This is a genomic window from Sulfitobacter sp. TBRI5 (genome assembly GCF_051013555.1).
Lineage (GTDB): Bacteria > Pseudomonadota > Alphaproteobacteria > Rhodobacterales > Rhodobacteraceae > JL08.
Window position 1 is genome coordinate 3,366,171 of sequence record NZ_CP112884.1, and the last position, 15,893, is coordinate 3,382,063.

General features: G+C 57.7%; 15 protein-coding genes. 4 read left to right on the forward strand and 11 right to left on the reverse strand.

Translation table 11 applies throughout. From position 1 onward, the window contains the following. Positions 1–4 precede the first annotated feature (4 nt). The 11 genes from lpxA to pyrH form a co-directional block, all read right to left on the reverse strand. Entirely contained in the window at positions 5–787 is a 783-nt protein-coding gene (lpxA, locus tag OLX72_RS16875; RefSeq protein WP_433989160.1) for an acyl-ACP--UDP-N-acetylglucosamine O-acyltransferase, read from the reverse strand. 10 nt (positions 788–797) lie between these two features. After that, positions 798–1,256: a 3-hydroxyacyl-ACP dehydratase FabZ gene (fabZ, locus tag OLX72_RS16880; RefSeq protein ID WP_114870043.1), complete on the reverse strand. Its 459-nt coding sequence runs from the start codon at positions 1,254–1,256 to the stop codon at positions 798–800. An 81-nt stretch (positions 1,257–1,337) separates the two neighbouring features. Then, positions 1,338–1,901, reverse strand: a complete 564-nt coding sequence (locus OLX72_RS16885) for an OmpH family outer membrane protein (RefSeq protein WP_114870042.1) — start codon at positions 1,899–1,901, stop codon at positions 1,338–1,340. Positions 1,902–1,908: 7 nt separating this feature from the next. After that, on the reverse strand, positions 1,909–4,209 hold the full coding sequence (bamA, locus tag OLX72_RS16890) for an outer membrane protein assembly factor BamA (protein ID WP_433990477.1): 2,301 nt from the start codon (positions 4,207–4,209) through the stop codon (positions 1,909–1,911). Positions 4,210–4,409: 200 nt separating this feature from the next. After that, positions 4,410–4,535, reverse strand: coding sequence for a hypothetical protein (locus OLX72_RS16895; protein WP_302622791.1), 126 nt, complete (start codon positions 4,533–4,535; stop codon positions 4,410–4,412). Between the two features lie 95 nt (positions 4,536–4,630). Beyond that, on the reverse strand, positions 4,631–5,980 hold the full coding sequence (gene rseP, locus OLX72_RS16900; RefSeq protein ID WP_114870040.1) for an RIP metalloprotease RseP: 1,350 nt from the start codon (positions 5,978–5,980) through the stop codon (positions 4,631–4,633). A 31-nt stretch (positions 5,981–6,011) separates the two neighbouring features. Beyond that, positions 6,012–7,184 carry a 1-deoxy-D-xylulose-5-phosphate reductoisomerase gene (dxr, locus tag OLX72_RS16905; RefSeq protein ID WP_114870039.1) on the reverse strand — a complete coding sequence of 391 codons (1,173 nt, stop codon included), beginning with the start codon at positions 7,182–7,184 and terminating at the stop codon, positions 6,012–6,014. Further along, positions 7,184–7,990 (reverse strand): phosphatidate cytidylyltransferase, encoded by an 807-nt coding sequence (locus OLX72_RS16910; protein ID WP_114870038.1) that lies wholly within the window; start codon positions 7,988–7,990, stop codon positions 7,184–7,186. Before OLX72_RS16910 ends, dxr begins: the two co-directional genes overlap by 1 nt. Beyond that, complete coding sequence (gene uppS, locus OLX72_RS16915; protein ID WP_114870037.1) at positions 7,987–8,730, reverse strand: polyprenyl diphosphate synthase; 744 nt, start codon at positions 8,728–8,730, stop codon at positions 7,987–7,989. Before uppS ends, OLX72_RS16910 begins: the two co-directional genes overlap by 4 nt. A gap of 9 nt (positions 8,731–8,739) precedes the next feature. Then, positions 8,740–9,303 carry a ribosome recycling factor gene (gene frr, locus OLX72_RS16920; protein WP_114870036.1) on the reverse strand — a complete coding sequence of 188 codons (564 nt, stop codon included), beginning with the start codon at positions 9,301–9,303 and terminating at the stop codon, positions 8,740–8,742. A gap of 50 nt (positions 9,304–9,353) precedes the next feature. Next, complete coding sequence (gene pyrH / locus OLX72_RS16925; protein ID WP_114870035.1) at positions 9,354–10,091, reverse strand: UMP kinase; 738 nt, start codon at positions 10,089–10,091, stop codon at positions 9,354–9,356. A gap of 40 nt (positions 10,092–10,131) precedes the next feature. On the opposite strand from pyrH, the gene miaA reads away from it, so the two are divergent. The 4 genes from miaA (at position 10,132) to OLX72_RS16945 (ending at position 15,804) form a co-directional block, all read left to right on the forward strand. After that, positions 10,132–11,097, forward strand: coding sequence for a tRNA (adenosine(37)-N6)-dimethylallyltransferase MiaA (gene miaA / locus OLX72_RS16930; protein ID WP_433989161.1), 966 nt, complete (start codon positions 10,132–10,134; stop codon positions 11,095–11,097). A gap of 63 nt (positions 11,098–11,160) precedes the next feature. Next, the gene (locus OLX72_RS16935; RefSeq protein ID WP_433989162.1) at positions 11,161–12,015 is read left to right on the forward strand and encodes a helix-turn-helix domain-containing protein; all 855 of its coding nucleotides are present in this window, start codon (positions 11,161–11,163) and stop codon (positions 12,013–12,015) included. Positions 12,016–12,152: 137 nt separating this feature from the next. Beyond that, a complete protein-coding gene (locus OLX72_RS16940; protein WP_433989163.1) occupies positions 12,153–13,820 on the forward strand; it encodes an ABC transporter substrate-binding protein in 1,668 nt (555 codons plus the stop codon). 313 nt (positions 13,821–14,133) lie between these two features. After that, positions 14,134–15,804 (forward strand): ABC transporter substrate-binding protein, encoded by a 1,671-nt coding sequence (locus OLX72_RS16945; protein WP_433989164.1) that lies wholly within the window; start codon positions 14,134–14,136, stop codon positions 15,802–15,804. Positions 15,805–15,893 lie beyond the last annotated feature (89 nt).

A 15,893-nucleotide genomic window follows, 5' to 3' on the forward strand; every position in this document is an offset into this window, starting at 1 on the left:
GGGATCAGCGTGGTGTCAGGAAAGACCGGTCACTGTCGCCAAGGACAAAATCCAGCAGTTCCTGAACATAGGTGTTTTGATTGGTTTCCGCCAGTTCAGCGGCGCGGGCCTGAAACGTGCCCTGACCCTGTGCAAGGGTGTGGAATGCCGAGCGCAGGGCGGTGATGTCCGCCCGTGCGACACCGCGCCGCTTTAACCCGACAAGGTTCAACCCATCGAGTTCACCGCGCGCGGCCTGAACCAAACCATAGGGAATAACATCATGCGTCACCATCGTGACCGCGCCGATGATCGCGCCCTGCCCGATGCGCACCCATTGATGGATACCGGACAAACCGCCGATGATCACATCATCGCCGATCACGCAATGGCCGGCCACTGCCGCAGAATTGACCACAATCACCCGATCACCCACCTGGGCATCATGCGCGATATGGCATCCGGCCATGAACAGACCGTCATCGCCAATTCTGGTCACGCCGCCGCCGCCATCGGTGCCGGCATTCATCGTCACGTGTTCGCGGATGCGGTTACGGTTACCGATTTCAAGGCGGCTGGATTCGCCGCGGAATTTCAGATCTTGCGGGATTTCACCGATCACGGAAAACGGAAACACCACCGTATCATGGCCGATGCTTGTATGGCCGGTGACCACAACGTGGCTTTTGAGTTCGACACCGCTGCCCAGAACGACATGCGCTCCGACCACACAAAAGGGCCCGATGATACAGCCCTTGCCGATCACCGCGCCATCTTCGATGATCGCGCTGGGATGTATCTGTGCCATGCGGGTTCTCCTAACCCATGTCCATCATGGCGGTAAAATCGGCCTCGGCGGCCATTTCATCACCCACAGATGCAACGCCGTTGAATTTCCAGACCTTGCCGCCGGGCTTGCCCCGTTTGGTGGTCAGTTTCATGCTAAGCACATCGCCGGGCACAACCTTGCGGCGGAATTTGCATGAATCAATGGCCAGAAAATAAACTTTCATTTCCTTGTCTGCCATATCCAGCGCCACCCCGACCATGATCGCCGCCGTCTGGGCCATTGCCTCGACAATGGTCACGCCGGGCATGATCGGCAGACCGGGAAAATGGCCCTGAAAATGGGGTTCGTTCATGGTGACATTCTTGATGCCTGTCGCCGATGATGTTCCGTCAATGTCGATGACCTTGTCAATCAGCAGAAACGGATAGCGATGCGGCAGGATCCGCTGGATCAACTGGATATCTGCGCTAAGAAGCTGTGAAGTCATTTCGGGGTCCTACCTTCGGATCATCGCTGTCAGATGTGACTAACAAGCGGGCCACAAATGGGCAAGAGTCGCCGTGCCGGCCTACTCTTTCGGAAGCTGGCTGCCGTCGCCAAAAGCGGCATCCATACGCTGTATCGCCTCGTCGGTGACATCAATGGCGTTCGCGCTCAGGAATACGCTGCGCCGTTCAAGAATGACAGCCGCGCCGGCATCGCGCATCAGAACCTCAAGCACCGGACCGGCGGTGTTGACGAAAGTCGTGCGTTCCGCCTCGTTTCGCAGGTTAAGGGCGCGCGCCTTGGCGTCCTGTGTCCGTCTTATGGTCTGGACCTTTTCATCGAAGGCATCGGCCAATGCGCGGAACGCCTGCGGGTCCATCTCGGCGCGCTGGTCGGCCAGTGCTTTTTCTTCTGCTGTCAGGTCGGCTTCGATCCTGCGGTTTTCGGCAGACAGAATGGCACCTTCGGCTTCGATTTCCGAAGCAACCCGTTTGCCAAAGGCCGATTGCGCATAGAAGCGATCGGATTCGATGGTCAGTATCGGGCTGACCACCGTTCCAAGGGATTGTGCCAGAGCCGGCACAGAACCCAACACGCCCTGACAGATCAGGAACGTGCCGAACGCAAAGGCACGCAAGGCCCGCATGACCGGATCAGAACCTTGCTGAAATGGTCAGGTCGAACTGCTGTTCGTCGTCAAAGCTTTCTTTGACAAGTGCGTTGGAAAAGTTGAACCGCAACGGCCCAAGCGGCGTTTCCCAGAAAAGCGACACGCCGACAACATGGCGGAACGATCCGCTTTCGCCAACGATATTGCCGCCCGTCAGGTTTACATCCGACAGATCCCACAGATTGCCGACGTCATAGAACACGCCGCCCATGATCCCCAGTTCTTCGGGCAGGCCCAGCGGGAATTCCGCCTCGAACCGTGCCACGACGAACAGGTTGCCGCCCAGACCGTCGGACGCGCCCAGAGTTTGATCGCGTGGGCCGATACCGCCGGTTTCAAACCCGCGCATCGTGCTTGGGTCCAGCAGGAAACGGTCGGTGACGCGGCTGGTGCCGCTCAACCAGTTCAACATGCCGCCCTCAAGTGTGGCCCGCAACGTGACTTCCTCGTTCAGCACCTTGGTCTGGGCAATCGCGGTGGCCTGGGTTCTGACATATTCGTTGTCGCCCCCGATCCCCGCAAAATCCTGACCGAATTCAAACAGGTACCCGGCATTGGGGTTCAGACCGACCCGGCGTGAATCATAGGAATACACATAGCCGATCGAGCTGGTCCATTGTTCGCCGACATTGATTTCGTTGCCGATCACGACACCGTCTTCGCGCGGTGTGCGGCGGTTCATATCGGTCCGTTCGGCCTTGTAATTGAAAGACACTCGGCCGTTGTCACTGACCGGGAATGACAGTTCAGGACGGAAGATCAGCTTTTCGACGTCGTAGCTGGCATAGGAGTTTTCGTTTTCGAAGAAATCGATGGCCACCCCAAGGCTGAGGTCACGGCCCAGCAATGCGGGCTCTGTAAAGCTGAAGCCGTAACGCTGCGCCTCTTGCGCGGTGGACAGATCAATTCCAAATCGCTGACCACGGCCCAGAAAGTTGTCTTCGCGGAAGCTGATCAGAATACCAAAACCATCAGAGGTTGAAAATGAACCACCAAAGTTCAGCGCGCCTGTGGGAAGCTCTTCCACGTCCACATCCACAATCACCTGATCGGGGCTGCTGCCTTCGCGGGCTTCCACATCAGCGCTGGAAAAATACCCCAAAGCGCGGATGCGTTCGGCGCTTTCGCGGATTTCGCGCGGATTGAACGGATCGCCTTCAACGATGCGGAACTGGCGCCGCACAACCTGATCCAGTGTGGTCGTGTTGCCTTCAATGTCGATCCGTTCGACAAAAATCCGCGGGCCTTTGACCAGCGCGAATTCGACATCAAGTGTCAGATCTCGGTCGTTGCGGGTAATGCGCGGATCAATCCGCATGAAATCAACGCCGTTCGCGATCCCCAAACGTTCCATCCGGGCAATCGAGTTTTCGACCAGCGTTGGCGAATAGACGACACCGGGCTTCACTTTCAGATTGTCCTGGTATTCCTGCGCGTCCACGCCCGGCATTTCACTGACGGTTGTAATCTGACCGAACCGGAACTGCTGGCCTTCCTGAATGTTGAACACTAGAAAGTACCCGTCGCGTTCGCGCGACAGTTCGGCGTTTACGCTGTTGATCCGGAAATCGACGTACCCGCGTGACTGGTAGAAATCCGTCAGCAACTGCTTGTCGAATTCGATCCGGTCTTCGATCAAGGTGTCGGACCGGATAAGCGCCCGCAAAAGGCCTGCCTGTTTCGTGCCCAGCACCTGACGCAGGCGCCGGTCAGTATAGGCGCGGTTGCCCACAAAGGTCAGGCGTTCGATCTCGATCGTGTCGCCTTCCAGAATTTCAAAGACAAGATCAACGCGGTTGTCGCTCAGGCGGATGATCTTTGGTGTGACCTTGGCGGCCAGCCGTCCTTCCTGGGCGTAGACGTCTGCGATGGCTGCGGCGTCCCGTTCCGCCTGTTCGGGAATGAATACGCGGCGCTGGGTCGACCCGACGATGGCGCGCAATTCATTGTCGCGCACCCGGCTGTTGCCTTCAAAGTTGATCTGATTGACCGTGGGGCGTTCCGTGACTGTAATAACAAGCGTATTCCCGCGCGGATCAAGCTCGACTGTTTCAAAAACGCCACTATCCTCGATCCGTCGGTACACATCGTTCAGTTCACCGGCAGTGATTGTCTGGCCCCGCGTGATTCCCGCATAGGTCAGGATAGCGATGTCTTCGATCCGCTTGTTGCCCTGAATATCTATGTTTGAGAAGGTGTAGTTCTGCGCCTGCGCGCCGCGCGGAGACACTGCAAAAGTCATTGCAATTGCACAAAAAACTGCGATCAGTCGGAAATACCACATATAGCCTGCTCTGCCCCGTATTACGCAGGATGTACCCGCCGCGTTCCTCAATCTCATGATCTAGAACCTGTTTTTTTTCGACATCCAATACCAGAGTGGTTACCTTTATTGCCTCCACTTGTCAAAACCGCAGATGCAAAAACGCCGGGCAAAAAGCCCGGCGTTGTTTTACCTTAACCCGATAGTGTTGTTGCGTGCCCTTACAGGCTGCCCACATAGGCACCGATCATCAGCGCACCAACAAGGGTTGCCAGATACAAGATCCGGTCCCAGTTCAAGTCTACAAGCAGGCTTAGCCCGCGATAACCGCTTTGGAGGGTTTGCATAGCGTTCCCTTTCTTTGCTTCTACGTACGCAAAATGTAGCGTCCGATTGTGGCAACAGATTGACGTATTGTGTCAGGATTGGGGCGCATGGCCTGTCAGGGGCAAAAAATGTCGTTCCAAAGGGCAAAAGCCATCAATGTAAGAACCAGAGAAATGCCGACCGCCATCAGAATACGCAGCGCGCCGTCACTGGGTGGTTTGCCCACAACAGCCTCGTAGGCGTAAAATACCAGATGCCCGCCATCCAGTGCGGGGATCGGAAACAGGTTCAGCAATCCGACGGCCGCAGACAGTACGGCAATAAACCAGATAAAGTTCTGTGCGCCCTGCGAAGCCATTTCGCCCGACACCTGGGCGATGCCGATCGGGCCGGACATGTTGCAGGTGCTGATTGCTCCTGTGATCATGTGCCACAGCCCTGAAATGGACCCTGACAGGATCATTTCGGTCTGGGTGATCCCGCTCCAGATTGCGGTGCCAAAGCCGGGGGTGGTTGTTGCCGGTTCAAATATCATGCCGCCGGCAATGCCGATGCGCCAGTTTGTGGCAAACCCGCCATCGGCCTGCGGTTCGTCGGTGCGTTTGGGCTTTAACGCGAAATCGATATTCTGTCCGTCGCGCCAGACGTTCAACAGCAGAACCCGCCCGTCAGACCCTTCCACAGCGTCTTTCAACTGTTCAAACGCATAGATCGGCGCACCATCAATCGCGGTGATCACATCGCCGGTCTTGATCTCGATATCCATCGCGGCGCTTTGCGGAGAAACCCCAACCACCAGTGGCGGCATCAGATACGGCCCCTGCACAATGATGTCTTCGCCGTCACGCTGCACTTTGTAATCCAGCACAGATGCGCGCGGCAGTTTGGTCTCGAATGCATCGAATGCCTCGGCGTCGGTGAAATCGGGTACGGGCAAGCCGCCGATTTCAATGATCTGATCCCCGGGTTGCAGATCCTGCACCTGTTCGGGTGGCATGTCGCGCAACTCGCCCACGGCCAAAGGCACGGCTGTTACCCCGTTTGTCAGGGCAAATCCGGTAAATACCAGAATGGACAGCGCAAAGTTGAATGCAGGGCCGGCAGCCACGGTCAGCGTCCGCGCCCAAAGCGGCGCGCCATGCATCGTTTTGCGCAATTCTTCGGGGGGCGTGGCCTCCATCGCTTCGACGTCTTTGCCGGACGCGGCGTTGGCGTCGCCCTTGAATTTCACATAGCCGCCGAACGGCAGCAGGGCGAATTGCCATTTGGTGCCGTGTTTATCGACGCGGCTGAACAGAACCGGCCCGAACCCAAGGCTGAACACATCGGCTTCGATCCCTGTCCAGCGGCCCACGATGTAGTGGCCGTATTCATGAATCGCGACAATCACGGACAGCGCCACAACAAAGGCAATCAATGTCCAGATCACGCCGCCGAATTGCGGTATCAGCCCCAAAATATCCAAGTCGTTTTCCTGCTCGTTGCGGTGGACGGTTCTACCGGTCCAGGTTTTTCATTACGATATCGGCATGTTCTCTGGCCAGATGGTCCGTCTGGGCCACGATATCAAGGGTCATCGTGGCATCAATAAGGCCCGAACGCGCACTCAACGCGTCCAGAACACGCTCTACCACTTCGGCCATTTGCAAAAATCCGATGCGTCCGGCGATAAATGCATCCAGCGCCCGTTCCTTGGCACCATTGAACACCGCGCCGCTCAATCCGCGGGATTCCATCACCCGTCCGGCCAGCCGCAGGGCCGGATAGCGGGCCGTGTCGGGGGTTTTGAACGACAGCGATCCGATCTGCGCTAGGTCCAGCCGCTCAACCGGCAGATCGCGCCGGTCGGGCCAGTGCAGCGCATAACCGATGGCGTGGCGCATGTCCGGTGCGCCCAGATGCGCCATCAGGCCACCATCCCTGAACGCGACTATGGCGTGAATGATCTGTTCGGGCTGGATCAGCACCTTGATCTGGTCTGGCTCAAGGTCAAAAAGTTCACGCGCTTCAATGACTTCCATGGATTTGTTAAACATCGTCGCACTGTCGATCGTGATGCGCTGGCCCATCGCGAAATTCGGGTGGGTCGAGGCCTGGGCAACCGTTGCCTGTGCCAGATCATCAATCGGCCAGTCCCGGAACGCCCCGCCCGATGATGTGATCGTGACGGTTTCAACAGCGCCGATATCCTCGCCGACAAGGGCCTGGAACACGGCAGAATGTTCGCTGTCGACAGGGATCAGATGCGCGCCGTTCCGGTGTGCCGTGTCCAGCATCAGCGCGCCCGCACAGACCAGCGATTCCTTGTTGGCCAGCGCCAGTGTGCACCCCTGTTTTAGTGCGGCGAGGCCCGGAGCAAGGCCCGCAGCACCGACGATAGCCGACATGATCCAATCGGCGGGGCGCGCAGCAGCTTCGGTCAGGGCGGTAAGGCCGGCGGCGGCCTCAACTTCGCTGCCTGCAAGGGCTGCGCGCAAATCATCCAGACGATCTGGGTCGGCTGTAACGGCCACTTGCGCGCGCAGGTCTTTGGCATCCTGTGCCAGTTGCGCGATGTTCTGATCACCCGTCAGCGCAACCACATCATAGTCTTCGCGTGACCGCCGGATCAGATCGATCGTGTTCTGCCCGACAGATCCCGTGGCCCCCAGCACTGAAACCTGACGCATCAGACCAGCCCCGGCGGAAAGCCGATAAATTGCATCAGAACCAGCAAAAACACAGATGCGCCCAGCATCCCGTCAAAGCGGTCCAGCAGGCCGCCATGTCCGGGGATCAGGCTGCTGCTGTCCTTGACGCCCATTTTCCGCTTGATAAAGCTTTCCGCGATGTCTCCCAGTTGCGAGGCAAAGGCCACGATCATCGAAATGGCGACAAGTTCCAGACCGGTATCGGTAGAAAGCGCAAAGATCAGTCCGATGATCCCTGCCCCGATCCAGCCCGCGCTGGTGCCGGACCATGTTTTTTTCGGGCTGATGGATGGCCAGAACTTTGGCCCGCCGATCATGCGGCCTGCAAAATATCCCGCGATATCAGTGATGACGACCACCAGAACCAGCCATAACATCCAGATGAACCCCAGATCGTCGCGCACCGACATCATGCCATATCCGGCCAGCAAAACCAGCGCCGTAAAGACAAGATAAATCATTCTGTTCTGTTTCAACTGGCCAAAGCCGACAAGCGCCGGGGCAATCAGAACCGGAAGCGCGAAGATCGCCGGAAGATAGATCGCCAGCAACACGGCAGCCCCTGCCAACGCCCCCAGTTGCAGCGCAATCTGGCGTGTTGCGGGGCTTAGCATCAGCACCAGTTCCCACACCATTGCACCGCAGACCAGCGCTACGAAGACATGGAACACATCCTGCCCCATCCAGACGGCCCACAGACCGACAACAACCATCACGGCACCGGACAGAACACGCGTGGACAGATCAGACCAGCGTCCGCTATCGGAAGGGGGAGGCGTGGTCATGCAGAAACAGTGCCAAACCGGCGGTCGCGACGCCCATAGGACAGGCACAGTTCGCGAAACAGTTCGGCCGTGAAATCGGGCCACAGCGTTTCGATGAATTCGTATTCGGCATAGGCGGATTGCCAGAGCAAGAAATTGGAAATGCGGGCCTCTCCGCTGGTGCGGATCACCAGATCGGGATCTGGCAGAACATAGGTGTCCAGATATTTGGGCAGGGTTTCTTCGTTCACATCCGCAGGCTTCAACCGCCCGTCCGCCACATCCTGCGCCAGCCGTTTGGTGGCGCGGGCCACTTCGTCACGGCTGCCGTAATTGATCGCGATGGTCAGATGAACCAGATCGTTGTCTGCCGTCAGCAGTTCCAGTTCGTCCATCAGCGCCACCAGCTTTTCGTCCAGCCGCACCCGATCTCCGATAAACCGGACCCGGACGTTTTCTTTTTGCAGGGCGCGCGCCTCTTTCGCGATATAGCGGCGAAACAGGTTCATCAGGCCGGATACCTCGACCTGGGTGCGTTTCCAGTTTTCTGTAGAAAACGCGAATATGGTGACATATTTCACGCCAAGGTCCGGGCAGGCGTTGACCACCTCGCGCACGCGCTTGGCGCCGGCATGGTGGCCGAACAGGCGTGGCCGTCCGCGTGCCTGTGCCCAGCGACCGTTGCCATCCATGATAATCGCCACGTGCTTTGGCCCGTTGGGACAAGGCGCCTTGGCCTTATTATGTGGATCCTTGGGCATACCCGCGGGTCAGACCTGCATGATTTCGGCTTGTTTCGTGTCCAGTGACGTATCAATGGCGGCGATAAACCGGTCTGTCAGGCTTTGTACTTCGCCTTCCCAGATTTTCTGGTCGTCTTCCGACATGCCCGCGGCCTTGGCCTTTTTGATCTGGTCCATGCCATCGCGGCGCACATTGCGCACGGCGATCCGCGCACTTTCGGCGTATTGCGCTGCCACTTTGGACAGTTGCGCGCGCCGTTCCTCGTTCAGTTCCGGAATGGGCAGCATGATAATGGTGCCGTTCAGCTGCGGATTGATCCCCAAACCGCTTTCACGAATGGCTTTTTCGACCTTGCCCACCATCGCCTTGTCCCAGACGTTGATCGTGACCATGCGTGGTTCCGGCACATTGACCGTGCCGACCTGATTGATCGGTGTCTTCTGGCCGTAGGCTTCAACCATCACCGGTTCCAGCATCGACGCACTTGCGCGTCCTGTACGCAATGACGCGAATTCGGTGCGCAGCGCCGCCATCGCGCCGTCCATGCGCCGTTCAAGATCGTCTGTATCAATGTCGATATCGTCTGACATGTCCCTGCTTTCCTTCTTGGCTCTTTGGGCCGCTTGATCGCTCTATAACGCTATCCCTGCACTTTTGTATAGGTGCCTCGGCCGGCCAGAATGCCACGAAAGCCACCCGGTTCGTCCAGCGAAAACACGATGATGGGCAAATTGTTGTCTCGTGCCAGCGCGATTGCGCTGGCATCCATTACGCCCAGACGTTTGGCCAGCACGTCATCATAGCTGACAACATCATAGCGCACGGCATCATCGAACTTGTTGGGATCCTTGTCATAGACGCCGTCAACCTTGGTGCCCTTAAAGATCGCCTGACAGGCCATTTCGTTGGCGCGCAAAGTCGCGGCGGTGTCCGTAGTGAAATAGGGGTTGCCGGTTCCGGCGGCGAAAATGCAGACCCGTTTCTTTTCCAGATGGCGGACCGCGCGGCGGCGGATATAGGGTTCTGCGACCTCGTTCATTGTGATTGCGCTGATCACGCGGGTATGTACGCCCAGTTCTTCCAGTGCGGATTGCATTGCCAGTGCGTTCATCACCGTGGCCAGCATGCCCATGTAATCGGCTGTCGTGCGTTCCATGCCCTGCGCACTGCCCTGCAGACCGCGAAAGATGTTGCCCCCCCCGATCACCATACAAATCTCGACCCCCAGATCATGGACCGATTTCACTTCCTGTGCGATGCGCTGAACGGTTGGAGGGTGCAGCCCGAACCCCTGATCGCCCATCAGCGCCTCGCCCGAGATTTTGAGCATGACCCGTTGATAGGTGGTGTCTTTGGTGTCTGGGGACTGGTCGGTCATATTGCGCTCCGCTGCGGCAAGGGGCTAGGTTGCGCGCAAAATGTCGGAAAACCAAGGCAGGTTCAATGCGTCAACCGAAGGACAAGCAAAAACTGTTCAGATCCGGCGCGCATTTTCCGGTGCCGGGCGGCGTTTTTTGAGCGTGCTTCCCCATATTCCCGAAAAAACACTGGTTTTGATTGCCGGCGCCACGGCATCGGGCAAATCGGGGCTGGCCCTGCACATTGCGCGCGAATACGGCGGAATTATCGTGAATGCCGATGCCAGTCAGGTGTTTTCCTGCTGGCGGGTGGTGACGGCGCGCCCGTCGCAGGATGAAGAATCACAGGCGCCGCATCGCCTTTACGGCCATGTTCCGTTTGATACGCCCTATTCGGCAGGGCACTGGCTGCGGGATGTTGCGCCGCTTTTGCAGGGACCGGACCGGCTGATCATCGTTGGCGGCACAGGGTTGAATTTTCTGGCGCTGACCGAAGGGCTGGCTGATATCCCCGCAACCCCGCCCGACGTGCGCGCGCGGGGCAACACGCTGTCTTTGTCCGACCTGCTGGCGCAGACCGATCCGGACACGTTGCGCCGTCTTGATCTGGCCAACCGCGCCCGTGTGCAGCGCGCCTGGGAGGTTCAGACAGCAACCGGTCGTCCGCTGCATGTTTGGCAGGACGATACCGGACCACCGCTGTTGCCACTGTCGCAAACAGTACCGATCGTGGTGGACCGTGCCAAACCGGAACTGGACGCGCGCATTGCGGAACGGTTTGATCAGATGATCGCTGGCGGCGCGCTGGACGAAGTGCGCGCGATGCTGCCGTTTTATGATCCCGCCCTGCCCGCGTTCAAGGCCATCGGTGTACCCGAACTGGTGGCGCATCTGACACAGGATGTGACGCTGGAAAATGCCCGTGACAGGGCCGTCATTGCCACCCGGCGCTTTGCCAAACGTCAGCGCACATGGATGCGGTCGCGGATGCAGGCGTGGACATGGATCAACCCTGCGGACTTGTGAAAATCAAACCTGATTGGCGATTTACGAATAGAATTTTCCGCCAGTTTTGATATATCCGCAAATATGGCTGGTTTATCCAAAGATCCGTTTGCAGCGCCCGATCGCGTGGAATTGCGCACTTTGGCGCAACTTGCGCAGCGTGGTGACTGGCAGCTTGATCTGTTGCATGACCGTTCACACCATCTGATCATCTGGATCACCCGCGGTCAGGGGCTTGCCCTGCTGGATGGCGTGCGGCGCGGTATGGGAACGCACAATGTCCTGTTTGTGCCCGCCGGAACTACCTTGGCGCTGGAACTGGGGCGCCCCGGGTTCGGACAGGCGTTGGTTATTCCGGATGCCACCGAATTGCGCCTGCCCGGACAGGCCCACCATTTGCGGATCAGGGACGTGACAGCGCAATCGGAACTGACGGCCCTGTTCGAGGCGCTGCACCGCGAACAAACCAATGCCCGCCCGCTGTTGTCCGAAGCGATGGAGGCACAGACGGCCCTCGTGTCGGTCTGGTTGCGCCGCCAGCTTGCGCTGGACGAACATACGCCCAAACCCCTGAAGGCTGCCAACCGTCTGTCGCGGGCGATGTGCCGCCGTATCGCGCAAGAGTTCCGCAGCGGTGCGCCCATGGCGGATTATGCCAGCGCTCTGGGTGTCACGCCAACGCATCTGACACGGGCCTGCAAGGCAAGCACGGGCAAGACGGCCGCCGATCTGCTGACGGACCGCACCCTTTACGAGGCCCGCCATCTGCTGACGTTTTCCGATGTTCAGGTGCAGGATATAGCGCGCTATCTGGGGTTTGGATCAGCCGCGTATTTCACCCGGTTCATGCAGCATCACACCAGACACAGCCCGACCGAATTGCGCAAACTGAAACCTGCCAAGGGCGCTGCGCCAAGTGCCGGCACATTGCGCGCATAAGTGCGTTTTCCGGCCAAAAGGTTGACCTAAGGCCAAATGTGGGCATCACCGTTGAGTTCAAGTGCGGTTGGCATTCCGAAGAATGACCCACGCACAAAAAAGATAAAACAAAAACCGAACAGGGAGTTTGCCACGACATGACACTGGAAAAAACACTGACGTGCAAAGACGCGCATCCCGCTGCAAAGATGTATGCGGACGAATTCGAACAAGGAAAGCTGAGCCGGCGCGAATTTCTGACACGCGCAACTTCAATGGGTGTGACTGCCACAGCCGCTTACGGGCTGATTGGCATTGCGCAGCCTGTTCAGGCTGCCGCACATAAACAGGCGGGTGGGACACTGCGTGTGCAGCTAAGTGTGCGCGCGCTGAAACAGCCCCGTGTCTATGACTGGTCCGAACACGGCAACCAGACGCGCGGTACGCTGGAATATCTGATCGAATACAACAATGACGGCACATTTCGCGGCATGTTGCTGGAAAGCTGGGAAGTGAACGAAGACGCAACCGTCTACACGCTGAACATCCGCCCCGGCGTCAAATGGAGCAACGGCGATCCGCTGACCGCCGCGGATGTGGCGCGCAATGTTGAAGGCTGGTGTGACAAATCGGTCGAAGGCAACTCTATGGCGGGCCGGATGGCCACACTGGTGGATGACGCCACAGGTCAGATTGCCGATGGCGTGATCGAGATTGTTGACGATACCACGCTGAAACTGAACCTGCCGAAGCCGGATATTTCCCTGATCGCCAGTTTTTCCGATTACCCGTCGGCGATCACGCATGCGTCGTTTCAGGACAATGACTATACACAGAACATCGGCACTGGCCCCTACCGGATCACCGAACTGGAAGTGGGTGTGAAATGCACGCTTGAACGCATTGCAGATCACACATGGTGGGGCACCGAGGTTTATGGCGGCCCTTATCTGGACCGCATCGAATACATCGATTTCGGAACCGACCCTGCCGCCTGGATTAGCGCGATCGAGGCCGAAGAGGTCGATATGCTGCACGAAACTGTCGGGGAGTTCATCGAAGTGCTGGATGGCATGGGCATGGTCAAATCCGAAGTGGTCACAGCCGGCACAATCGTGATCCGGCCCAACCAGAAGGCCGAAGTCAACGGAATGAAGCCCTATGCCGACAAACGTGTCCGCAAGGCAATTCAGATGGCGGTGAACAACGATATCTGTCTGGAACTCGGCTATTCCGGATTGGGTACAACGGCAGAAAACCACCATGTTGCGCCGGTGCATCCCGAATACGCGGAACTACCGCCGCTGGTGCATGATCCAGAGGGTGCGCGCGCGCTGATGGAAGAGGCGGGCATGATGGATTTCGAACATGAAATCCTGTCGATCGATGACGACTGGCGCAAGAACACGACCGACGCGGTTGCCGCCCAGTTGCGCGATGCCGGGTTCAACGTCAAACGCACCATTCTGCCGGGTTCGACATTCTGGAATGACTGGGTCAATTATCCATTCAGTTCAACCAACTGGAACCACCGCCCCCTTGGCGTCCAGATTCATGCGCTGGCCTATAAATCGGGCGAGGCGTGGAATGAATTCGGTTGGGAAAACGCCGAATTTGACGGGTTGCTGACGCAGGCACTGGCCATTGCCGATGCCGACAAGCGGCGCGAGGTTATGGCCAAGATGGAAGCGCTGATCCAGGACGAAGGCGTTACGGTCCAGCCATTCTGGCGTTCCGTATTCCGGCATTACCGTGAAGGTGTTGTGGATGCTGACATGCATATTGCGTTCGAACACCACCACTATAAATGGGGCCTGGCGGCCTGATTTGACCACGATCCCAAGGTGCGCGCCCAAACGGTGCGCACCTGTTGCGGCGCGTGAAAGGCGAAATTCGACGGCAACCGGACCTTTGAAAAAGATGAACGCGCGTTTCCAAAAAACCGAATTGCCTGTTTTCGACGAAAGATATGTCGTTTTTGTGACATCAAATGGTGAAACCAAACATTGACGCCGCGCCTGTTCTGGTGCCGAATGCGCGCCGAAGGGGTGTTTGTAGAGTGGCGGGTAAAACTGTCCTCGATACAATAAAAAGCAGATTTCACTTCTTTTAAATGTGATGTGTCTCAGGGAGAAAAAGATGACGCAACCTATCCAAGAAAATAGAATCCATCCGGCGGCAGAAATGTACGCGCGTGAGGAAAAGGCCGGTCTGATGGACCGCCGCGAATTCCTGACCCGTGCAACTGCTCTGGGTGTCAGCACCGCAACGGCCTATGGCATGTTGGGTCTGCAGGCGCCGGCAAAGGCCGCCGCCCATATCCAGCGCGGCGGTACCGTGCGCATGCTGATGGAAGTCCGTGCGCAAAAAGACCCGCGCACATTCGACTGGAACCAGATTGCCTATGTCGTAAACGGCACGATCGAATATCTTGTCGAATACAACAATGACGGTTCGTTCCGCGGCATGCTGCTGGAAGGCTGGGAGGTCAACGACGACGCGACCGTTTATACACTGAACGTGCGCAAGGGCGTGAAATGGAACAACGGCGATGATTTCACCGCAGAAGATGTTGCTTTCAACATCGAGCGCTGGTGTGATTCGGCGGCGGAAGGCAACTCGATGGCAGCCCGTATGGCGGCCCTTGTTGACAGTGAAACCGGCAAAGCGTCCGCTGGCGCGATTGAGGTCAAGGACAGCCACACTGTTGTTCTGAACCTGAACTCCTCGGATATCACGCTGATCCCGGGCATGGCGGATTATCCGGCACCTATCGTGCATCAGTCTTATGATCCTGCAGCAGATGTGACCGAACTGGTCGGTACCGGCCCGATGAAAGTGGTCGAGATCGAAGTCGGCGTGAAAGCCGTTATCGAAAAATCCGGCCATCCATGGTGGGGCGATGAAGCCTTTGAAGAAGGTGGCTTTTATATCGATCGCATGGAATTCATCGACTATGGCACCGATCCTGCAGCCTGGGTTGCGGCGGTTGAATCCGACGAAGTTGATGTGATCTATGAAACCACAGGCGATTTCGTGGATATCATGGCCGGTCTTGGCATGGTCCAAAGCGAAGTTGTGTCTGGTTCGACCATCGTGATCCGCCCCAACCAGCTGGCCGAAGTTGACGGTGTGAAACCCTATGCCGACAAACGCGTACGTCAGGCCATTCAGATGGCTGTGGACAACGCTGTGTGTCTGGAACTGGGTGTGTCAGGTCTGGGTATTCCTGCGGACAACCAGCATGTCGGGCCGATCCATCCTGAGTGGGATCCCGAAGTGAAACGCGGACCGCTTGATCCTGCAGCCGCCAAGGCCTTGCTGGACGAAGCCGGATTTGGCGATTTCGAAATGGAAATCCATTCGATCGACGATGACTGGCGCAAAAACACGACTGACGCGGTTGCCGCCCAGTTGCGCGATGCCGGTTTCAACGTCAAACGCACGGTTCTGCCCGGATCGACCTTCTGGAACGACTGGGTCAAGTATCCGTTCAGCTCCACCAACTGGAACCACCGTCCGCTGGGCACCCAGATCCTGGGTCTGGCCTATCGTTCGGGCGAAGCGTGGAACGAAAGCGGATTTTCCAACGCCGAATTCGACGACCTGCTGGCCCAGGCCAACGCGATTGCGGATGCTGACAAGCGCCGCGTGCTGATGGGCAAGCTGCAGGCCATCATGGTTGAAGAAGGCGTAACGATCCAGCCTTACTGGCGTTCGATCTATCGTCACCACAAGGAAAGCATTGTGGGTGCCGAACAGCACATTGCGTATCTGTCGCAATACTACAAATGGCACATCGCCAGCTAAAACGACCCGGCCGTGCCCCACACAGGGGCACGGCCATTCGCAACGGCGCCCGGATAAGGGCGCTGAAAAACGGACGGGCACGAAAAGGC

What these genes read in the sequence shown, in the direction of transcription:
- lpxA (WP_433989160.1), bottom strand. Translation starts at nt 787, where the DNA reads ATGGCACAGATACATCCCAGCGCGATCATCGAAGATGGCGCGGTGATC.
- fabZ (WP_114870043.1), bottom strand. Translation starts at nt 1,256, where the DNA reads ATGACTTCACAGCTTCTTAGCGCAGATATCCAGTTGATCCAGCGGATC.
- OLX72_RS16885 (WP_114870042.1), bottom strand. Translation starts at nt 1,901, where the DNA reads ATGCGGGCCTTGCGTGCCTTTGCGTTCGGCACGTTCCTGATCTGTCAG.
- bamA (WP_433990477.1), bottom strand. Translation starts at nt 4,209, where the DNA reads ATGTGGTATTTCCGACTGATCGCAGTTTTTTGTGCAATTGCAATGACT.
- OLX72_RS16895 (WP_302622791.1), bottom strand. Translation starts at nt 4,535, where the DNA reads ATGCAAACCCTCCAAAGCGGTTATCGCGGGCTAAGCCTGCTTGTAGAC.
- dxr (WP_114870039.1), bottom strand. Translation starts at nt 7,184, where the DNA reads ATGCGTCAGGTTTCAGTGCTGGGGGCCACGGGATCTGTCGGGCAGAAC.
- OLX72_RS16910 (WP_114870038.1), bottom strand. Translation starts at nt 7,990, where the DNA reads ATGACCACGCCTCCCCCTTCCGATAGCGGACGCTGGTCTGATCTGTCC.
- uppS (WP_114870037.1), bottom strand. Translation starts at nt 8,730, where the DNA reads ATGCCCAAGGATCCACATAATAAGGCCAAGGCGCCTTGTCCCAACGGG.
- frr (WP_114870036.1), bottom strand. Translation starts at nt 9,303, where the DNA reads ATGTCAGACGATATCGACATTGATACAGACGATCTTGAACGGCGCATG.
- pyrH (WP_114870035.1), bottom strand. Translation starts at nt 10,091, where the DNA reads ATGACCGACCAGTCCCCAGACACCAAAGACACCACCTATCAACGGGTC.
- miaA (WP_433989161.1), top strand. Translation starts at nt 10,132, where the DNA reads ATGTCGGAAAACCAAGGCAGGTTCAATGCGTCAACCGAAGGACAAGCA.
- OLX72_RS16935 (WP_433989162.1), top strand. Translation starts at nt 11,161, where the DNA reads ATGGCTGGTTTATCCAAAGATCCGTTTGCAGCGCCCGATCGCGTGGAA.
- OLX72_RS16940 (WP_433989163.1), top strand. Translation starts at nt 12,153, where the DNA reads ATGACACTGGAAAAAACACTGACGTGCAAAGACGCGCATCCCGCTGCA.
- OLX72_RS16945 (WP_433989164.1), top strand. Translation starts at nt 14,134, where the DNA reads ATGACGCAACCTATCCAAGAAAATAGAATCCATCCGGCGGCAGAAATG.